Below are 19,469 nucleotides of genomic sequence, written 5' to 3' on the forward strand. Positions count from 1 at the left end.
GACATGCGGTGACGAAGGCGCGTCGGACCTAGTCTAGCCGCGAAAGCTGCAGAGGGGAAAGGCGCGAAGGCGTCGGCGCATTTCCTACCCCGAATAATTTCTTCGGTGCGGATGGTCCACGCCTAGAATCAAAGTTCCGCAGATCGGCGGCCACCTGGAAAACCTTGATGAATCCATCTACCGGGACAACCGGACGACCCGTTTCCCATCGCGCGACAGCGGCGTCGCTGCTGGCGGGCATCACGCTTCTGGCACTGCCTGCGGTAGCGGCCGCAGAGGACTTCCGCTACGTCGTCCGCCCGGGCGACAACCCCTGGAACCTCACCCGGCGTTACCTGAAGAGCATCGACTACTGGCCGCGCATCCAGGAGTACAACCAGATCCAGAACCCGAAGGCGATCCCGCCGGGAACCATCCTGCGCATCCCGGTGGCGTGGATGCGGGCAGAACAGGGTACGGCGCGGGTCGTCGACGTCCAGGGCGAAGCGCAATTGCACCGTGAAGGCGCGCCTGTCGCAATCACGCCCGGCATGGCGCTCACACGCGGGACGGTGATCCGCACCGGCGAAGCCAGCAGCCTGTTGCTCGAATTTTCCGACGGCAGCCGCAGCCTGGTAGGCGAGAACTCCGAAGTGCGCGTGGGCAATATCAGGCATCTGAAAGCCTCCGACGCGCAGCAGGTCGAACTGGAACTGCGGCGGGGGCGCCTGGAGAACGAGGTCGAGCCAGCGCGCAAGGCAGGCGGGCGCTACAGGATCCACACGCCGGCAGGCGTCGCCGCCGTGCGCGGCACCGAGTTCCGCGTCGCCACCTCCGAGGCCGGGATGCGCGCCGAGACCCTGCGCGGGGAAGTGGCGCTGCGCAATCGTCGCGGCGAAGTCCGCTTGCGCGCCGGTACCGGTTCGCTGGCCACACCCGGCCAGGCGCCCCAACCGCCGTCGGGCCTGCTTGCCGCCCCGCAGCTCGAGACGCTGCCGGCACGGATCGAACGCCTGCCGTTCGCGCTGGCCTTCCCGGCGATTGCCGGGGCGCAGCGCTACCGCACTCAGCTCGCGCCGCCGGGAGCACCCGCTGCAGTCGCGTCCGACCGGCTCGGCACCGCACCTGCGGCACTCGGCCGCGCCGACCTCGCGGACGGTACCTATCGCATGCGCGTGCGCGCGATCGATGCCCGCGAACTCGAAGGACTGGACGCCGAGCGCGAGATCGTCGTGGACGCGCGTCCCGAACCTCCTTACCCGAATCTGCCGGTTCAGGACGGCGTCGCGATCGACGAACGGATCGAATTCCGCTGGACGCGCAGCATCGAACCGGGGCACTACCATTTCCAGCTCGCGGCCGACGAGCAGTTTCAGACGCTGCTGGCCGACCGCGAGCGCCTCGACGAGCCCGGGCTGGTGGTCGACGCCGACCTCGCGCCGGGCCACTATTACTGGCGAGTCGCGCTGACCACCACCGACGAGGGACACGGCCCGTTTTCCGACGTGCAGCGACTGCGCCGCCCGCCGCCCGGCCCCGCCGCCGAAGCGGGCGAGGTGCGCGGCGGTCGCCTGGAGCTGCGCTGGAAAAGCGCCGGAGAGAACGCGCGCTACGAGCTGCAGCTGAGCCGGGACGCTGCCTTCTCCACGGCCGATTTCACGTTCGACGCGCAGCAAGCTGCGCTGTCGATCGAGACGCCGCCGCCCGGTGTCTATTACGTCCGCATCCGCACGCTCGAGCCGGACGGAACCGCCGGACCGTGGGGCAGGCCACAGCAGTTCGACGTTCCCCACAACTACTGGCCGGCGCTGTTGCTCCTGGTACCACTGCTCCTCATCCTATGAACCCGGCCCGCGCCGCCCGAGCGCTTGCAAGCCGCGCCGGCTGGCTGTTCGCGATGCTGCTGGCCTGCATCACGCTGCCCGCCGGCTGGGAACCGCTGCAGCGCCTCGACCTGCTCGCCTACGACGCGATCGAGCCGATCTTCCGCCTGCAGGGCACGCCCGTCCGGTCGGCGATCGTCGCGATCGACGAGACCAGCCTCGCGGCACTCGGTCGCTGGCCGTGGAACCGCGGTGTGCATGCCGAAGTGGTCGATCGCCTCGCCGAAGCGGGGGTCGCGGCGATCGGCGTTTCGATCCTGTTCGCCGAACCCGGGCCGGGCGACGAGCGGCTCGCCGACGCGATGACGCGTTCCGGTCGAGTCGTGCTGGCCGTTGCGCCGCGGGCCGCAGAACACGGCGCGAGCGGCGTCCTCGAAGTACGGCCGACGCCCGAACTCCGCGCCCACGCCGCCGCCCTCGGCCACGTCGACGTCGAACTCGATGCCGACGGCCTGGCGCGCCGCATTTTCCGCCGTGCCGGCAGCAGCAGCCCGCAGTGGGATGCTCTGGCGCTCGCGACGCTGCGCATTGCGGGTCGCAACAACGAAGCAAGCAGTCTCCCGACCCACGAAGCCTGGCTGCAATCCGCTTCACCGATCTGGAGACGGGAAGGCGAAATGCTTTTGCCCTACCCGGACGAGCGCGGCGCGCCCATCGCAATTTCCTATATCAGGCTGCTCGAGCAGCCCGCGCTCGCGGACCAGTTGCGCGACAAGGCGGTCTTCATCGGCACCACTGCGAGCGGTCTCGACGGTGCCTTGGCGACCCCGGCCTCGTCGCAGCACGGGTCGATGGCCGCGGTGGAATTCCACGCTCGCGCGTACGAAGCCGTGCGCAACGGCCAAGTCTATCGCTCCGCCGCCCCCACGCTGACGCTGGCTCTGACGCTGCTGTTTCTCGCCGTGCCCGCCCTCGTCCACCCGCGCCTCGACATCGGCCGCGCGATCGGCCTGGGCAGCCTCGTTCTGCTGCCGCCGCTCGCCAGCGGCTTCGTACTCGCCCGGACGCAGCTGTGGATTCCCCCCGCGGCGGCCACGATCGGCTTCATCATCGGCTACCTTGGCTGGTTCGCCGTCGATCTGCGGCGCAGCCGGCGCGGGCTGCGCCACGCGAGGCAAGACGCCGATGCGACGCTGCGCTCGATCGCGGATGCCGTCGTCACCGTCGACGACGATTGCCGCATCGTCCTGATGAACCCGGTCGCCGAGCGGTTGACCGGCTTGCCGCTCGCCGGGGCGCAGCAGCGCCGTCTCGGCGAGCTGCTCGATACCTTCACCGAGCAGCGGGCGCAGATCGACGAAACCCTCGGCGTCTGCCTGCAACAGCGCCGGATGATCCGTCTGCCGGAGCCGATCGCGTGGCGCATGCCGGACGGGACCGTGTGCGCGTTGCGGCTGACGATCTCCCCGATCGGTGAACGGGCCGAAGGGGCGGTGCTGGCGTTCAACGACGTCACCGAAGCGCTCGCTGCCACTTCGCGGCTGGAACACGAGGCCACGCACGATACCCTCACCGGGCTGCCCAACCGCGCGTTGCTGCTCGACCGCCTGCACCACGCGCTCGCGCAGGCCGACCGCCGGTGCACCATGATCGCGCTGCTGTTCGTCGATCTCGACCGCTTCAAGCGCATCAACGACAGCCTCGGCCACCATGCTGGCGACCGCGTGCTCGAAATCGTCGCCGAGCGTCTCACAGCGGCGGTGCGCGGTGGCGACACGGTGGCGCGCTGGGGCGGCGACGAATTCGTTGTGCTGATGGAGAACCTCGACGACCAGCCGGCCGTCGCCGCGATCGCGCACAAGATGATCGAGCTGCTCGAGCGCGACGTCGAAGCCGAGCCCGGCACCAACCTCGCGCTGTCGTGCAGCATCGGCATCGGCGTCGGACCGCGCGACAGCGCCGATGCCGGGACACTGCTGCTGATGGCGGACCGGGCGATGTATCGCGCCAAGCGCCAGGGCGGGGGCAGCTACACGTTCTATTCTCCCGAAATGAACACCTGGTCGCGCGACCGGCTGAAGATGGAAAGCGCATTGCGCGCGGCGCTGCAGAACCGGGAGTTCGAACTCCACTACCAGCCGCAGATCGACATCCGCAGCGGCCGGCTGGTCGGCCTCGAGGCGCTGATCCGCTGGCGGCGGGCGGACGGCGAGCTGATCCGGCCCGATGCCTTCATCCCCGCCGCGGAGGAAAGCGGGCTGATCCGCGGCATCGGCGACTGGGTCATCCGCGAGGCCACGTCGCAGGCCGCGCGGTGGAAGTCCGAAGGCCTGCTGCCGGTGCCGCTCGCCGTCAATGTCTCGGCGCAGCAGTGCTCGGACATGAATGTCGTCGATACGATCCGCAGCGCGCTCGAGGACAGCGGCGTTGCCCCGGCGATGCTCAAGATCGAGCTCACCGAATCGACTGCGATGCACGACGCCGAACGGGTCGCCGAGCTGCTGAGCAGCATTGACCGGCTCGGCGTCGGCGTCGCGGTCGACGATTTCGGCACCGGCTACTCCTCGCTGTCGCTGCTCAAGCGTTTTCCGATTTCGGAACTGAAGATCGACAAGAGCTTCGTTCACGACATCACCAGCGACGCCGACGACGCCGCGATCGTGCGCGGCACGATCGCGCTCGCGCACAGCCTCGGCATGACGGTGGTCGCGGAAGGGGTCGAAACGCAGGCGCAACTGCGCTTCCTCGCCCGCCATCGCTGCAACATCGCGCAGGGCCTGCTGTCGTCGCCGCCGCTGCCGGCCGACGAAGTGCGCAACTGGCTCGAAGCGAGCGCACCCGGCCTGCGGCGCACGGCGCCGTAGCCGTAGCCGTTATCCCGGCGCGACCGGCCGCGCCTGGCCGCTTCTGTCCGTCGGTTCCTTCGCCCACTTCGTCCCGATCTCATGGGGATGGCGGAGCGGGCCCGGGCATCAGCGGCCGGGCAGTTTGCCGGCCTTCATTTCGTCATGCCACAGGGCATGGTGCTCCTTCGCCCAGGCCTCGTCGACGTAGCCGGTCCGCATCGCCCGGTACGCGCCTTCCAGGCCGATCGTGCCGAGGTAGATGTGGCCGAACGACAGCGCGATCAGCAGGATCGACGCCGTCGCGTGGATGACGTTCGCCCATTGCATCGTCACCCGGAGCTGGCCGAAGTTCGGGAAATCCAGCACCAGTCCCGAGCCGGCGACGATCAGGCCGAGAAACGCGACGCCGCCCCAGAACCACGCTTTCTCGCCGAAATTGAAGCGCCCCGACGGCACGTGTTCGCCGCTTATGAAGCCGCCTCCCTTGCGGATCCAGACACGGTCGCTCGCCTCCCAGAGGTTGTCGCGGGCGAAGGCGATGATCATCAGCACGGTGAACATGAGGAACACCGGCCCGATGTAGTTGTGGATGTTCTTGCCGACGACGAGCAGCACGCCGAGCGCGTCATGTCCGAGCAGCGGGGCGACGAAATGCTTGGCGAACAGGATCGCGAGCCCGGTGACGGCGAGCAGCACGAAAGTGATCGCGGTGCCCCAATGGACGACCCGCTCGAACACGCTGAAGCGCTGGATGCGGTGCCCGGTTGGCGCGGCGTGCAGCCTGATCATGCCTTTCACGGCGTAGAACACCGCGAGCGCGAGCAGCACGACCAGCAGCAGGACGCTGCCGTACTGCTTGATCGGGCCGTTGCGCAGCTGACGCCACGTGTTGCCTTCGCTCTGGATCAGCACGCCGGTCTCCGGGCCGCGCACCGTCGTGAAGAACTCTTCGCCGGAGCGCGCCTGGCGCCACATCGGGGCGTCGTTCAGCGGTCCGGCGCGCTCCCGCTCGCGCTGCCGCGTCTGTTCACGCTGCCCGGCCTGTTCGCGCTGCCGGACTTGTTCGCTTTGCCGGATCTCTTCACCTGGCTGGAACTCTCCGCGCTGCCGAGTCTGTTCGCGCAGCTGGCGTTGCTGCTGTTCGCCGCCTGGCTCGGCTTGCGCCAGCACGGCCGGCGCGGCCAGCGCAAGCAGCCACAGCGCGAGCGCCAGCAGCACACCGCGGCCGTTGCGCCGCATGAAGCTCGTGCTCATCGCGCTCTCCTCACTCGACCCGCTGGTATTCGTTCTGGCTGCGGACGCGGTCGTGCAGCGCGCGCTCCCAGGCCGCCTTGTCGCCGTTGAACGCGCCACCTTCCCACGGCCGCGCATCGGCCTTGCCTTCGTACCTGCCCTGCTCGTACCGCGCGACCTGCGGCTCGTCGCTGCAGCCGGCAAGGAGCAGGAGCACGGCCACGGCAGCCGGCAGACTGAGCGGAAAACGCGGTTTCATTTCGCTTCCTCCTTGTCCTTGCCATACGCCGTCATCCAGCCCCACGCCTCGAACCCTTTGCCGCGCCGCAGCGCGCGTTCGCGGAAGATGTCGGAAAGCTCGGCCGCGTCGCCGGCGAGCAGTGCTTTCGTCGAGCACATCTCGGCGCACAGCGGCAACTTGCCGGCGGCGAGCCGGTTGCGGCCGTACTTCTCGAACTCGGCGTCGGAGTGGTTTTCTTCCGGACCGCCGGCGCAGAACGTGCATTTGTCCATCTTGCCGCGCGCGCCGAACGCCGCCGGGCCGTTCGGGAACTGCGGCGCGCCGAACGGACAGGCGTAGAAGCAGTAGCCGCAGCCGATGCAACCGTCCTTGTCGTGCAGCACGACGCCTTCCTCGGTGTGATAGATCACGTTCGTCGGACACACCGCGATGCACGGCGCGTCCGAGCAGTGCATGCACGCCACCGACATCGAGCGCTCGCCCGGCACCCCGTCGTTGATCGTGACGACGCGTCGGCGATTGATGCCCCACGGCACTTCGTGCTCGTTCTTGCAGGCCGTGACGCAGCCGTTGCATTCGATGCAGCGCTCGGCGTCACACAGGAATTTCATGCGTGCCATCTTCTTCCCCTCCCGATCAGGCTTTGGCTACGCGGCACAGCGTCGTCTTGGTTTCCTGCATCATCGTCACCGAGTCGTAGCCGTAGGTCGTCGCGGTGTTGACCGCTTCGCCGCGCACGATCGGCGCCGCGCCCTCCGGGTAGTACTCAAGCATGTCGCGGCCCTGCCACCAGCCGGAGAAGTGGAACGGCAGGAACACGGTGCCGGGGGCGACGCGCTGCGTGACCTGCGCGCGCACTTTCAGCTTCGCCTTCGTCGGCGATTCGACCCAGATGTAGTCGCCGTTGCGGAAACCCGCGTCGTTGGCGTCCTTCGGGTTCACCTCGGCGAACATCTCCTGCTGCAGCTCGGCGAGCCACGGGTTCGAGCGCGTTTCCTCGCCGCCGCCTTCGTATTCCACGAGACGCCCCGAGGTCATGATCAGCGGGTACTCCTTCGAGATGTCGCGGACCTTGTCCTGCAGCGTCTTGTACAGCGTCGGCAGGCGCCAGAACTTCATCTTGTCGTCGTGCGTGGGGTACTTCTCGACCAAATCCGGCCGCGGCGAGTAGATCGGCTCGCGATGCAGCGGCACCGGATCCGGGAAGTTCCACACCAGCGCGCGCGCCTTCGCGTTGCCGAACGGATGCATGCCGTGGTTCTGCATCGCGACGCGCATGATCCCGCCCGACAGATCGGTCTTCCAGTTCCTGCCTTCGGCGGCGGCTTTCTCGGCGTCGCTGAGCTCGTCCCACCAGCCGAGCTTCTTCAGCAGCACGTCGTCGAACTCCGGATAACCCATCTGCAGCTCGGCGCCTTTCGACGCCGAGCCGTCTTCGGCGAGCAGCGACACGCCGTCCTTCTCGACGCCGAAATTGGCGCGGAAGTTGCCGCCGCCTTCCATGACGTGCTTCGACGTGTCGTAGAGGTTCGGCGTGCCGGGATGCTTCAGTTCCGGGTTGCCGTAGCACGGCCAGGGCAGGCCGAAATAGTCGCCGTCGCACGGTCCGCCATTCGCGCGCAGCGTCTTCACGTCGAACGTGTGCATGTTCTGCATGTGCAGCTTCAGGCGTTCGGGTGACTGGCCGGTGTAGCCGATCGTCCAGGTGCCGCGGTTGATCTCGCGCAGGATGTCCTCGGGCTCGGGCTCGTCCCAGCCCTGCTTGTCCTTGACGAGCTTGATGTTCTTCACGAGCTCGTCCGCGAAGCCGAACTTCTTCGCGAACGCGTACATGATCGTCTGGTCGGGCTTCGACTCGAACAGCGGCTCGATGACTTTCTCGCGCCACTGCAGCGAGCGGTTCGACGCGGTCGCGGTACCGGAGGTCTCGAACTGCGTCGCCGCGGGCAGCAGATAGACGCCGTCCTTCCTGACCATCGCGGCCATTGCTGCGGTCGCCGACGGATACGGGTCGATGACGACGAGCGTATCCAGCTTTTTCATCGCCTCGACCATCTCGGCGCCGCGCGTCTGCGAGTTCGGCGCATGGCCCCAGTAGACGACCGCGCGCAGGTTGCCGCCGGGCTGGTCGATGTCGGCCGGGTTCTCGAGCACGCCGTCGATCCAGCGCGACACCGTGATGCCGGATTTCGTCATCAGCTCTTCGGACGCGTAGCGGCCCTTGACCCACTCGTAATCGACGCCCCAGACGCGGCACCAGTGCTGCCACGAACCGGCCGCGAGTCCGTAGTAGCCGGGCAGCGAATCCGGGTTCGGGCCGACGTCGGTCGCGCCCTGCACGTTGTCGTGACCGCGGAAAATGTTCGTACCGCCGCCGGAGACGCCGACATTGCCGAGCACGAGTTGCAGGATGCACATCGCGCGCACGTTGCCGTTGCCGACGGTGTGCTGCGTCTGTCCCATGCACCATACGACCGTCGAGGGTTTGTTCTTCGCCAGCGTCTCGGCGATCGTGTAGACCTGCTCCTCCGGAACGCCGGTGACTTCCTGCACCTTGTCCGGCGTCCATTTCATGACTTCCTCGCGCACCTTGTCGAGGCCGTAGACGCGCTGGCGGATGTATTCCCGGTCTTCCCAGCCGTTCTCGAAAATGTGGTACAGCATGCCCCAGATGAACGGGATGTCGGTGCCCGAGCGGATGCGTGCGTAATAATCTGCTTTCGCCGCGGTGCGCGTGAAGCGCGGGTCGACGACGATCATCTTCGCGCCGGTCTCCTTCGCATGCAGGATGTGCAGCAGCGACACCGGGTGCGCTTCGGCGGCGTTCGAGCCGATGAACAGCATCGCTCGCGCGTTCTGCATGTCGTTGTAGGAGTTCGTCATCGCGCCGTAGCCCCAGGTGTTGGCGACGCCGGCGACGGTGGTGGAGTGACAGATGCGCGCCTGGTGGTCCATGTTGTTCGTGCCGAAGAAGGACACGAACTTGCGCATCAGGTAGGACTGCTCGTTGCTGTGCTTGCTCGATCCGATCCAGTACACCGCGTCGGGGCCGGACTCCTCGCGGATCTTCAGCAGCCGGTCGCCGACCTCGTTTATCGCCTGCTCCCAGCTGATCTTCTGGTATTTGCCGTCGACGAGCTTCATCGGGTATTTCAGCCGGTGCTCGCCGTGGCCGTGCTCGCGCACCGACGCGCCTTTCGCGCAGTGCGCACCGAGGTTGATCGGCGAGTCGAACACCGGCTCCTGGCGCACCCACACGCCGTTCTTCACGATCGCGTCGATCGCACAGCCGACCGAGCAGTGCGTGCAGACGGTGCGGCGCACTTCCTCGCCGCCGGTCGCGGACTGCCCTCCCGCACTCGCAGCATCCGCGCTGCCGATCAGGTTGTACGGCAACTGCGCCGCGAGCACGCCCGCCCCGGCGCCGAGGCCGGACCGCCTGAGGAACGCGCGCCGGTCCATCGTCGCCCCGAGATGCCGGGCCATCGGGCTCGCCAACTGACGGAAGGCGTTGCCGGGCGCCGCATTCTTCTTGATGAGCATCGCGTGTTCTCCCTAGATCCGCGCGCTGCGGTAGTAACGGCGCATGTGTTCACTGACGCCAGCGTCGTGCGCGGAGGTCGCGACCGCCTCGACGACTGCCGCCGCTTCGGGCACCGTCTTCCCCGCTGCCGCAGCGACTGCGGCCGCTGCGGCAGCCCCTCCCGTGCCGAGCGTCAGCAGGAATTGGCGACGTTGCAGTGCGGGTTTCCTGTCGTCCCTGTTGCTTTCCATGTCCCTTTCTCCCAAAACCGGTTGCCGGGCGCGTTCGCCGGGTCCGAAGTCTGTAAACGCGGACTCGCGCAGCCTAATCCATTGCGAAAGCTTCGCTCTCGACATCGAAGAACGCCCGCGCCAGCGCGCCGACCCGGGCATAGAAAGACGCTTGCGGCGCCGCCGCCACCGCATCGGCCAGGCGGGCGTACCACGGTTGCAGATGGCGCGTGAAGAATGCCCGCTGGCGCGCGAGGCCGGCTGCATCCGCGCCGCTGACGACGAGATGGCGCATCACTTCGGCGAGCGCGGCGACATGGTCCTCGGTCTCCGTGACGCCGCCGCGGCGGGCGAGGCCGAGTCCGGCGAGATCGTCACGCAGATCAGCAAGAGGCTCTTCCATCAGGAAACCGGCGAGATAGAACGAGCCGTACAGCATCACTTCGGGCCGACCGATGCCCTGGAACAGCGCTTCGTATTCGTCGCGCACGCTCCGGGCGTCGGTTCGCCGCGCAGCCTCTGCAAGTTCCGCCCATGCGACCCCAAACGACGAATCGCCAACACCAAAGACGTCGCCGGCCGCGACGAGCGCGGCAAGCAGCGGTGCATCGGGAGCGGCGAGAAACAGGCGGGCCAGCAGCGCATAGTGTTCGGCGCGGGCGGCGTCTTCGGCACTCGCGGGCAGCGAAGCGGAAGTGGCGAACCCGGGCTCGCGGAGGATGGCGGCTTGTGGAGCGCTCATTCGGTCATGTCCCAGGCCTTGATGCCGTTTTCGCTGTGCATCAGATCGACGACGCGGCAGTCGCCGCACATGTGCAGACGCTGGCGCTCGGCCTCGCCGGCGAACATCGCGTGGCTGACGAGGCGCGTGAACATCGCGTCGATAAGCGGCTTTGCCCCCATCGGCTTCGCACAGCGGATGCAATGGAAAATCTCGGCTTCCCTCAGCGGCACGGTGCGTCGTGCCGATTCGTCGAGGAGCAGGCGCGGCATGAGAGTGACGGCGTTTTCCGGACAGGACGATGCGCACAGGCCGCACTGCACGCAGCTTTTCTCGATGAAGCCAAGCCGCATCGCATCGCTTGCCGCACTCAGCGCCCCGCTCGGGCAGGCGCTGACGCAGGACATGCACAGCGTGCAGGCGTCGCTGACCGAAACCGAGCCGAACGGCGCCCCGGCGGCGAGCGGGATTTCCTCCACCGGCTGCGGCGCGACCGCGAGCAAATGCCGGATCGAGAGCTCCAGCGCATCGCGCTTGCGGCCTGGCAGGTGGAACGCCGCGGGCCGGCTCGCCCCGCTTGCCGGAGCCCAGTCCCACAGCGCCGCCTCGAGCGCCGGCCAGTCGTCGGCCTCGACGACGCGGAAATGCTCGCCGGCGTAGCCGAGCCCGGCGAGGATCGTCGCGCCCTGCGCGGCCTGGACGCGCAGCACGCCCGGATCGTGCGTGCCGGCCGCGAGCACCGCGACCTGGCAGGCGCCGAGCGCGATGCTGCCGAGCAGCAGCTCGAGGCCGACCGAGTCGGCGCTCCAGGTTTCGAGCGGGATCACCCGCGCTGGCAGGCCCTTGCCGCGGCGCGCGAGCCGGTCGACCAGCGCTCGCCCGGCGCCCGCCGAATGGAACAGCACACACGGCGCTTCGCCGCCGGCGTCGCGATACGCGGCGAGCACGGTCCTGACGCGCAGGCCGAGATCTTCGACGCGCGGATATTGCGACGCCAGCGCGCCGCTCGGGCACACCGTCGAGCAGCTGCCGCAGCCCTGGCACAGGTACGGGTCGACGCGCACGGTGTCGCCGGCGGACGAGATCGCCTCGGCCGCACAGGCTTCGACGCAGTTCGAACAGCCGCGCTTCCTCGAGCGCCCGTGCGCGCACAGCCGCGCATCGAGCGCGACATAGCGCGGCTTTTCGAACTCGCCGACGAATTCGGCGAGCGCCTGCGCCGCAAGAGCCTGCTCGAGCGGATCACGCCCGGGCGCGGCGTAGCCCTGCGGCGGCTCGACGCGCCTGATCAGCGGCGCAGCGGAGAGATCGAGCACGAGGTCGAAGCGGCTTTCGCGCGTCGTGTCGCGGCGCGCAAAGTCGATCGCGCCGACGGTGCCGCACGCTGTCACACAGCTGCGGTGCGAGCGGCAGCGCGACGAATCGACCTGGTAGTCCCAGCCGATCGCCCCCTCGGGACAGGCCCGGATGCAGGCGTTGCAGCGCACGCACAGGTCGAGGTCGACCGGATTGTCCTGCGTCCAGGCGACGTCGAAAGCGCCCAGATGCCCAGCGACGCGCACGTCGCTGCCCGACCAGACGGGATAGCGGCGCTCGACCGGCAATTCGGCGTCCAGCGTTGCGCCGGTCATCAGCACCGCGACTTCGAAACGGGTCTGCAGGCGTTCCGCCCAGCCGAGCGCTGCGCCCGCTTCGCCGATGATCAGCAGCGCGTTGCCGGCCGCGAGCGTGACGCCGGGGACCGGATCGGCCTCGGGCAGCAGCGCCGCGGCGAGCAAGGCGGCCATTTTCGGCGTCGCCGCCGGCGCTTCGACCGACCAGCCGGCGTTCTCGCGCAGGTTCAGGAAATCGATGCGCGACGGGGCGTCCGCGGCAAGCTGCGCGAACAGCGCGGCCTCCTGCGTACAGCCGACCAGCACATCGCCGTCGGCAAGCGCCGCTTCGACCGCGGCGATCTCGCGACGGCACAGTTCATGGTGAACTCGGAGCGGTTTGTCGGCGCCGATCGCACTGGCGAGCGCGGCCGCGTCGAGCGTCGAGCTGCGATTGCAATCGCAGAGTTTTATCTGCCTGCGGCCTGTCGGCATCGTGGAGGTCTTCCGGTGGGGTATTCCACCTAAGCACGAGCGATACCACTGATCACGAAAGAATACGAACCGTAACGGAGCGATTTTCCGCGGCGAAAGACTCGAACCGGACGCTCTGGCGACAATTTGTCCTTCGCGCCCCAAAGTGTCGCACCCGAGAACGCTCGTGCGCCTTTCGGTTTCAGCGATCGGGGCGGGCGTTGCCGGTATCCTCGTCGGCCGTTGCGGTAGTGCAGCTCGCATCCGGAGGCCCGTCGGCGGATAGCGGATCGTCGGCAGAAACAGCCGGGGCGGGGTCTGCTCCGGTTTCGAGCTCGGCATCGACCACAACACCCGCTCCGGCACCCGGGTCGGGCTCCGCAGCACCTGGGCCGGGGATCGGCTCGACCGGCGCGGCGGTCCGCCCGTCCTCTTCCTGCTCGTCGCCGAAAAAATTCCGGAACTGCCGCAGTCGTTTCATCACGTCCGGCGGAATCGGGTCGGCAACGGAATAGTCGGCGATATACGTATCGAGGCCGTCCATGCGATTGAAGTGAGGATCGCTGAAGAGCTTGCGCAATGCCGCGCGGCGCAGCGGCTCGCCGACTTCCTTCTTCAGGAAGGCGGTGAAATCGGCGTCGAGGTCGAGCGTGTCGATCGGCGGCAGCGACGGGACGGCGCCCGGATCGACTGGCGCGTCGGCGCCGCGCGCTGCTCCCGCATCGAGCTCGCCGGCTTCGGCATGAGGACTGCCTGGGGCTGGCGTTGAGGCTTCCTCGCCCGGTGCGGTCTGATCAGGTGCGCCTGCGGCCGACGCCGTCCCGCTGTCGCCGCGGCGCTTGAGCCGCGACCAGCGTTCGAGAAAGCGCGCCGGCGTCGTCATGGCCGTTCGCGATCCTGTGCGAGCGGATCATTGCGCCGGATCTTCTTGCGCGGCGCGGGCTCGTAGTGGCGGTTCACGAACGCCCCGACCCAATCGGCAATCTCGCGCGACATCGGCACGCCATCGACCTGCTCGCCAGAGTCGAGCAGCCGCGCCGCTTCGCCGTAGCTCGCAGTGACCGTTGCCGGCCGCGCGACGCCGCCTTCCATGCGCCACATGACGAACACTTTCGGCACCGGAGAACTGAGATTGAGGAAATAGTTGGCGGCTTCGTCGCGGAACAGTTCGAGCGCGAAGCCGCCGACGCGGAACTGGTCGCAGTCGGTTTCGGCGACGATCTGCCGCATCGCCGGCTGCGTATCATCGAAAGCCGGCACGACGCCGACGGCTTCCCAGGCCTCGTCGGCCCAGCGGTTGTCGAGGCGGCGGCGCTCGATGATCACGGCGATCGGAAAGCGATCCATGGCCTTACTCCGGCGTGGCGGGATGGCGCACAGCATACGTGAGTCGCGGCGCACGGAAAATCGACACGGCGCGATCGCGATTCCCGCTTGCGGCGGGACGCCGCGTTGAGACTAGAATGGGACTTTCCCGTACGACCTTGCGCCTTCGATGAGCAGTTCCCCCGCCAAAGCCACGCGTCGTCCCGTCCTCAGCCACGCCAGCCGGCCGCTGACGGTCACGATCTCGGCCCGCAACGAGGCCGGCGACGTCGTGCCGACGCCGATCGCCGGCGAATACCCGTTGACGCTGTATGTCGACCGCCGCGAGATCGTCACGCTGATGACGCTCGGCGCCGCGCCCGAAGCGCTTGCGATCGGCTGGCTGCGCAACCAGCGGCTCGTCGACAGCCTCGACGACATCGCCTCGGTGCAGGTCGACTGGGAAACCGACGCAGTCGCGGTGATGACGCGCTCCGGGATCAAGGATGCCGATGAACGCCTCGGCAGCCGCACGGTGACGACCGGCTGCGGCCAGGGGACGGTATTCGGCGGACTGATGGACGAAATCGACACGATCCGCCTGCCGGCCGAGCGCAGGCTGTCGCAGGCAACGCTTTACGCGCTGATGGAAGCGGTGCGCCACCACGAGTCGGTCTACAAGCAGGCCGGCGCAGTGCACGGCTGCGCGCTCGCGGCGGGCGAAGACGACAGCTGCGGGATCCTGATGTTCGTCGAGGACGTCGGCCGTCACAACGCAGTCGATGCGATCGCCGGCCGGATGTGGCTCGAAGAGCTCGACGGCAGCGACAAGATCTTCTACACGACCGGGCGGCTGACGTCGGAGATGGTCATCAAGACCGCGCAGATGGGCATCCCGTTTCTCGTCTCGCGCTCGGGCCTCACCCAGATGGGCTGGGAGATCGCGCAGCGCATCGGCCTGACGATGATCGGCCGCGCCCAGGGCCGCCATTACCTGCTGTTCACCGGCGAGGAGCGCTTCACGCGATGAGCGCGCCACACGAGAAAATCACTGGCGTCGTGCTCGCGGGCGGTCAGGGCCGGCGCATGGGCGGCGTCGACAAGGGACTCGTCGCGCTGCGCGGCCGCCCGATGGTCGATTGGGTGCTCGAACGGCTGCGCCCGCAGGTCGACGAGCTGATCATCAACGCGAACCAGAACGCGGAAATCTACGCAACCTTCGGTCACCCGGTGTTTGGCGACGACATCGGCGGCTTCGTCGGCCCGCTCGCCGGGCTGCACGCGGGGCTCGCGCGCGCGCAGCATCCGCTCGTCGCCACCGCCCCGTGCGATTCGCCGTTCCTGTCGACCGACCTCGTCGCGCGGCTGCACGCGGGGCTCACCGACGCGGATGCCGAGCTCGCCGTCGCGCGCACTTTCGACCAGCCCCACCCGGTGTTCTGCCTGTGCCGGCGCGACCTGCTGGCACATCTGGAAAGCTATCTCGCCGGCGGCGGCCGCAAGGTCGACGCGTGGTATGCAACGCTGAAAGTGGTCGAAGTGCGCTTCGACGACGAGGAAGACGCGTTTCGCAACATCAACACGCGGGGCGAGCTGCAAAGCTTCGACCAATGAGCGCGACCGACAGCGGCGCGGGCTTCGAAAGCCCGTGCCTGACGGCGAAGCAGGCTGCGGTCTATCTGCACCTGAACGAGAAGAAACTCTACGAGCTCGCCAACAGCCGCGAGATTCCGGCAGCGCGCATCGGCGGCAAGTGGCTGTTCCCGCGCCAGCTGCTCGACGACTGGCTGCTCGAACAGGCGCACGGAGGCCTGTTCACCGACCGCCTGCTGATCGCCGGCAGCGGCGACCCGCTGCTTGCCGCAGCGGTCGATGCCCTCGCCCCGGACCTCGGCGCACAGGCGCTGGTCGCTTACAGTGCGACCGGGGCAGTGCCCGGCATCGAGCAGCTCGTGCGGCGCCGCGTCGAGCTGAGCCTGCTGCACTGGGGCGACGCGCAGCACAGTGTGGCGCAGCATGCGACGCTGCTGCGCAGCTACCCCGGCCACGCGCGCTGGACGCTCGTGCGCGTCGCGTTGCGCGAACAGGGCGTGCTGTTGCGCCCGCGCTTCGCGGGCCAGCCGCTCGAAAAGCTCGCGGGGCAGGAAGTGCGCTGGGCGATGCGCCGGGCAGGATCGGGCTCGCAACATTTCCTCGCCTCGGCGCTGACGGACTGCGGCATTCGCGTTGAAGACTGCAGCGCGGTCACAATTGCGCGCAGCGAACGGGACGCAGTGGCGCTGCTCGCGCGCGACGACGCCGATTGCGCTCCCGGCAGCCGCGCCGCCGCGACGGAAGCCGGGCTCGCGTTCCTCGCGCTCGGCTGGGCAGCGCTCGACGTCGCGTTACCCAGGGAAGTGTTTTTCCGCCACCTGTTCCAGCAGCTGCTCGCGAGGCTCGGCGCGCCGGATCTGCGCCATCTCGCCGCGCGGCTCGGCGGCTACGACCTCACGCCCCTGGGGCAGGTGCTGCCGCTGTGAAGGCGTTTGTGAAAGCGTAAGCGACGATGAAATCGGCGACGGCCTGCGGATCGTTGAGGTCGAGGCGCGGCAGGGAAGTGTCGACATCGGCATCAGTGGCGATCGCGACGATGTGCGGATCGTGCGGAAACAGCAGCGGTTCGCCGACTTCGGCGCGATAGACCTCGATCTTCGGCACCACGGCGTGCTTGAAACCCTCGACGAGCACGAGGTCGCAGTCGGAAAGCTTGCCGAGCAGCGCGTCGAGCGGCAGCTCCGGCTCGTCGCGCAGCTCGCGCATCAGCGACCAGCGCCGCGCCGAACTCACGAGCACTTCGCGGCAGCCGGCGCGGCGGTGGCGCCACGAGTCCTTGCCGACGTGGTCGGTGTCGAAGCGGTGATGCGCGTGCTTGATCAGCGACACCGCGAGCCCGCGCGCATCGAGCACGGCGATGACGCGCTCGATCAGCGACGTCTTGCCGCTGCCGGACCAGCCGGCGAATCCGATCACTTTCATCCGCGCGGTCCTTTCAGGTCAGCGATTCGTCCCATTCGGCGCACTTGCGTTCCAGCGTCTTGCGCGAAACGCCGAGCCGGCGCGCCGCTTCGGACTTGTTGCCGCCGCACGCTTCGAGCATGTGCAGGATATGGCGCTTCTCGACTTCGCCGAGCGACAGCTCAGTACCGACCAGCAACGCATCGCCGCGCAGGTTCGGCGCCTCCGGCGGAAATGCGCCGAGGATCAGCGAACGTTCGACGAAGTTGCGCAATTCGCGCACGTTGCCCGGCCAACGGTAATGCGCCAGCCGCGCGAGCAGGGCCTCGGGGATTGCGAGCGCGGGTACCGCGAGCTGCATCGTCAGCAGGTTCATGAAGTGATGCAGCAGGTCCGGAATGTCTTCGGCGCGTTCGCGCAGCGGCGGGATCAGGATGTCGACGACCGCGAGACGGAAATACAGGTCCTCGCGGAAGCGGCCCGCAGCGACCTCGGTGGCGAGGTCGCGGTTGGACGCGGCGATGATGCGCACATCGACCGGCACCTCCCGCTCCGACCCGACCGGCCGCAGGCGGCGCTCCTCGAGCACGCGCAGCAGCCGCGTCTGCAGCGCCAGCGGCAGCTCGCCGATCTCGTCGAGGAACAGCGTGCCGCCGTGGGCATAATGGAACAGGCCGTTGCGGCTCTCGGTCGCGCCGGTAAAAGCTCCCCGGATGTGGCCGAAAAGCTCGCTCTCGATCAGCTCCGACGCGATCGCGGCGCAATTCACGGGCACGAATGGCCGTCGCGCGCGCGGGCTCATCTCGTGCAGCGCGCGTGCCGCCACTTCCTTGCCGGTGCCGGATTCGCCGAGCAGCAGCACCGTGCTCGAGGTCTGCGCGACGCGGTGCAGCACTTCACGCAGCTGCTGCATCGCATCCGAACGACCCACCAGGCCGTTGCTGACTTCGCCGCCCAGGCCGGCAAGCTCGCGTCGCAGCACGAAGTTCTCGCGGGCGAGGTGAGCGCGCTGAAAGCAGTTCCTGACCGAATTGAGGATCTGGTCGACGCGGAACGGTTTGAGGATGAAATCCGAAGCGCCGCCGCGCAGCGCGGCGATCGCGGTATCGAGGTCGGCTTCAGCGGCGACGAGGATCGCGTCGCCGCTGAAGCCGTGTTCGCGCAATTCGTGCAGCCACGCGAGGCCCGATTTGCCCGGCAGCGCGATGTCGAGGATCAGCAGGTCGAAATGCAGCCGCGCCATCAGGCGCGCCGCCTGCTCGGCGTCGCGCGCGATCTCCACGAGCCCGCAGCGCGGACGCAGCGCCCGTTCGAGGAAGCTGCGCGTGTCCTCCTCGTCATCGACGACGAGGATCGAATGGGCCTGCCAGTTGAATTCCGCGGCTCTCGCCGGTTCGAGCGCCGGCTCGGCGTGGTCGCGCTGCATCCTCCCTCCCGGTAGCAGGCGGCCGCCGAATGCGGCGGCCTCTACCCTTTTATGAGTAACGGATGATACTCGACGATGCGGGACAGGCGACGCGTCCGGACGATCCGCCGCCGGTCGGACACACGGAATCCGGGAGATCCGTTGTCATGGGGAGCCGCTGATCGAGCGCCGTGGCAAACCCGCTCAGGCGCGGACCATGCTACGCAGTCGCGCGATGCGCTCCTGGGTCGACGGGTGCGTCGAGAACAGGCCGCGCAGGCCGCCGCCGGACAACGGATTGACAATCATCATCTGCGCGGTTTCGGGGTGCGCCTCGGCGGCGTGCATCGGAATGCCTTTCGCGTAGGCTTCCATTTTCGCCAGCGCATCGGCAAGCGCGTCCGGGTCGCCCGAGATCGCCGCGCCGCCGCTGTCCGCGCCGAACTCGCGGGTGCGCGAGATCGCCATCTGGATCACCATCGCCGCCAGCGGCGCGAGGAGCATCACGAGGATCTGCAGCACCAGGTTGGGCCGGTCCTCGTCGCGGCCGCCGAAGAACATGCCGAACTGCGCGAGCATCGAGATCGCGCCGGCGACGGTCGCGGAGATCGTCGAAATCAGGATGTCGCGGTTTTTCACGTGTGCGAGCTCGTGCGCCATCACGCCGCGCAGTTCGCGCTCGGACAGCATGCGCATGATGCCGCTCGTCGCCGCGACGGCGGCGTTCTCCGGGTTGCGGCCGGTCGCGAACGCGTTCGGCTGCGCCTCGTCGATGATGTAGACCTTCGGCATCGGCAGCTGGGCGCGGAATGCGAGTTCGCGGACCATGTTGTACAGATAGGGCGAAGTGGCTTCGTCGACCTGGCGCGCCTTGTACATCCTGAGCACCATCTTGTCCGAGAACCAGTAGGCCCAGACGTTCATCGCGCCGCCGAACACCAGTGCCATCAGCATGCCCTGCCGACCGCCGATCATCGCACCGACGGCGCCGAACAGCGCGACGATGCCCGCCATGAGGATCGAGGTCTTGAGCCAGTTGCCGAACATGTTCCGTTTTCCTTCCTTGGACGTTGCAGGGGATTTGCCCCTTTAAGTGGGGGCGG

The 19,469-nt window shown here is 68.1% G+C and carries 17 protein-coding genes; 5 read left to right on the forward strand and 12 right to left on the reverse strand.

Annotation, left to right across the window (positions count from 1 at the left end; all coding sequences use genetic code 11):
* Positions 1–167: 167 nt before the first annotated feature.
* Together EBN1_RS08230 and EBN1_RS08235 are read left to right on the forward strand one after the other, a co-directional pair.
* Positions 168–1,823 (forward strand): FecR domain-containing protein, encoded by a 1,656-nt coding sequence (locus EBN1_RS08230; protein ID WP_011237484.1) that lies wholly within the window; start codon positions 168–170, stop codon positions 1,821–1,823.
* Positions 1,820–4,666 (forward strand): EAL domain-containing protein, encoded by a 2,847-nt coding sequence (locus EBN1_RS08235; RefSeq protein WP_011237485.1) that lies wholly within the window; start codon positions 1,820–1,822, stop codon positions 4,664–4,666. Before EBN1_RS08230 ends, EBN1_RS08235 begins: the two co-directional genes overlap by 4 nt.
* A gap of 108 nt (positions 4,667–4,774) precedes the next feature.
* Here EBN1_RS08235 and EBN1_RS08240 read toward each other — a convergent pair whose 3' ends face one another.
* The 9 genes from EBN1_RS08240 to EBN1_RS08280 all read right to left on the reverse strand — a co-directional run bounded on the left by EBN1_RS08240 (position 4,775) and on the right by EBN1_RS08280 (position 14,009).
* Entirely contained in the window at positions 4,775–5,902 is a 1,128-nt protein-coding gene (locus EBN1_RS08240; protein WP_011237486.1) for a formate dehydrogenase subunit gamma, read from the reverse strand.
* Positions 5,903–5,912: 10 nt separating this feature from the next.
* Positions 5,913–6,140 (reverse strand): hypothetical protein, encoded by a 228-nt coding sequence (locus tag EBN1_RS08245; protein ID WP_011237487.1) that lies wholly within the window; start codon positions 6,138–6,140, stop codon positions 5,913–5,915.
* Positions 6,137–6,742, reverse strand: a complete 606-nt coding sequence (gene fdh3B, locus EBN1_RS08250) for a formate dehydrogenase FDH3 subunit beta (protein ID WP_011237488.1) — start codon at positions 6,740–6,742, stop codon at positions 6,137–6,139. The genes EBN1_RS08245 and fdh3B overlap by 4 nt, the downstream gene beginning before the upstream one ends.
* Before the next feature lie 16 nt (positions 6,743–6,758).
* Entirely contained in the window at positions 6,759–9,665 is a 2,907-nt protein-coding gene (locus EBN1_RS08255; RefSeq protein ID WP_011237489.1) for a molybdopterin-dependent oxidoreductase, read from the reverse strand.
* 12 nt (positions 9,666–9,677) lie between these two features.
* Entirely contained in the window at positions 9,678–9,896 is a 219-nt protein-coding gene (locus EBN1_RS08260) for a hypothetical protein (RefSeq protein WP_011237490.1), read from the reverse strand.
* 73 nt (positions 9,897–9,969) lie between these two features.
* Positions 9,970–10,617, reverse strand: coding sequence for a TorD/DmsD family molecular chaperone (locus tag EBN1_RS08265; protein ID WP_011237491.1), 648 nt, complete (start codon positions 10,615–10,617; stop codon positions 9,970–9,972).
* Positions 10,614–12,683, reverse strand: a complete 2,070-nt coding sequence (locus EBN1_RS08270) for a 4Fe-4S binding protein (RefSeq protein ID WP_011237492.1) — start codon at positions 12,681–12,683, stop codon at positions 10,614–10,616. Before EBN1_RS08270 ends, EBN1_RS08265 begins: the two co-directional genes overlap by 4 nt.
* Positions 12,684–12,864: 181 nt before the next feature.
* On the reverse strand, positions 12,865–13,545 hold the full coding sequence (locus tag EBN1_RS08275) for a DUF3306 domain-containing protein (protein WP_011237493.1): 681 nt from the start codon (positions 13,543–13,545) through the stop codon (positions 12,865–12,867).
* Positions 13,542–14,009, reverse strand: coding sequence for a DUF3305 domain-containing protein (locus EBN1_RS08280; protein WP_011237494.1), 468 nt, complete (start codon positions 14,007–14,009; stop codon positions 13,542–13,544). The genes EBN1_RS08275 and EBN1_RS08280 overlap by 4 nt, the downstream gene beginning before the upstream one ends.
* Before the next feature lie 148 nt (positions 14,010–14,157).
* Here EBN1_RS08280 and EBN1_RS08285 point away from each other — a divergent pair, with 148 nt between their 5' ends.
* From EBN1_RS08285 to EBN1_RS08295, 3 genes are read left to right on the forward strand one after another with little or no spacing between them, the layout of a single operon-like run.
* Positions 14,158–14,997, forward strand: a complete 840-nt coding sequence (locus EBN1_RS08285; protein WP_011237495.1) for a formate dehydrogenase accessory sulfurtransferase FdhD — start codon at positions 14,158–14,160, stop codon at positions 14,995–14,997.
* Entirely contained in the window at positions 14,994–15,581 is a 588-nt protein-coding gene (mobA, locus tag EBN1_RS08290; protein ID WP_011237496.1) for a molybdenum cofactor guanylyltransferase MobA, read from the forward strand. The genes EBN1_RS08285 and mobA overlap by 4 nt, the downstream gene beginning before the upstream one ends.
* Positions 15,578–16,486 carry a helix-turn-helix transcriptional regulator gene (locus EBN1_RS08295; protein WP_011237497.1) on the forward strand — a complete coding sequence of 303 codons (909 nt, stop codon included), beginning with the start codon at positions 15,578–15,580 and terminating at the stop codon, positions 16,484–16,486. The genes mobA and EBN1_RS08295 overlap by 4 nt, the downstream gene beginning before the upstream one ends.
* Here the strand turns inward: EBN1_RS08295 and mobB are convergent.
* From mobB to htpX, 3 genes are all read right to left on the reverse strand, one after another.
* Positions 16,455–16,982: a molybdopterin-guanine dinucleotide biosynthesis protein B gene (gene mobB / locus EBN1_RS08300; RefSeq protein ID WP_011237498.1), complete on the reverse strand. Its 528-nt coding sequence runs from the start codon at positions 16,980–16,982 to the stop codon at positions 16,455–16,457. The two genes, EBN1_RS08295 and mobB, sit on opposite strands and share 32 nt — an antisense overlap.
* Before the next feature lie 13 nt (positions 16,983–16,995).
* Positions 16,996–18,387 (reverse strand): sigma-54-dependent transcriptional regulator, encoded by a 1,392-nt coding sequence (locus EBN1_RS08305; protein WP_011237499.1) that lies wholly within the window; start codon positions 18,385–18,387, stop codon positions 16,996–16,998.
* Positions 18,388–18,570: 183 nt separating this feature from the next.
* Complete coding sequence (gene htpX, locus EBN1_RS08310; RefSeq protein ID WP_011237500.1) at positions 18,571–19,413, reverse strand: zinc metalloprotease HtpX; 843 nt, start codon at positions 19,411–19,413, stop codon at positions 18,571–18,573.
* Between the last annotated feature and the right edge of the window lie 56 nt (positions 19,414–19,469).

It is taken from the genome of Aromatoleum aromaticum EbN1 (genome assembly GCF_000025965.1).
In the GTDB taxonomy this organism is placed as follows: domain Bacteria; phylum Pseudomonadota; class Gammaproteobacteria; order Burkholderiales; family Rhodocyclaceae; genus Aromatoleum; species Aromatoleum aromaticum.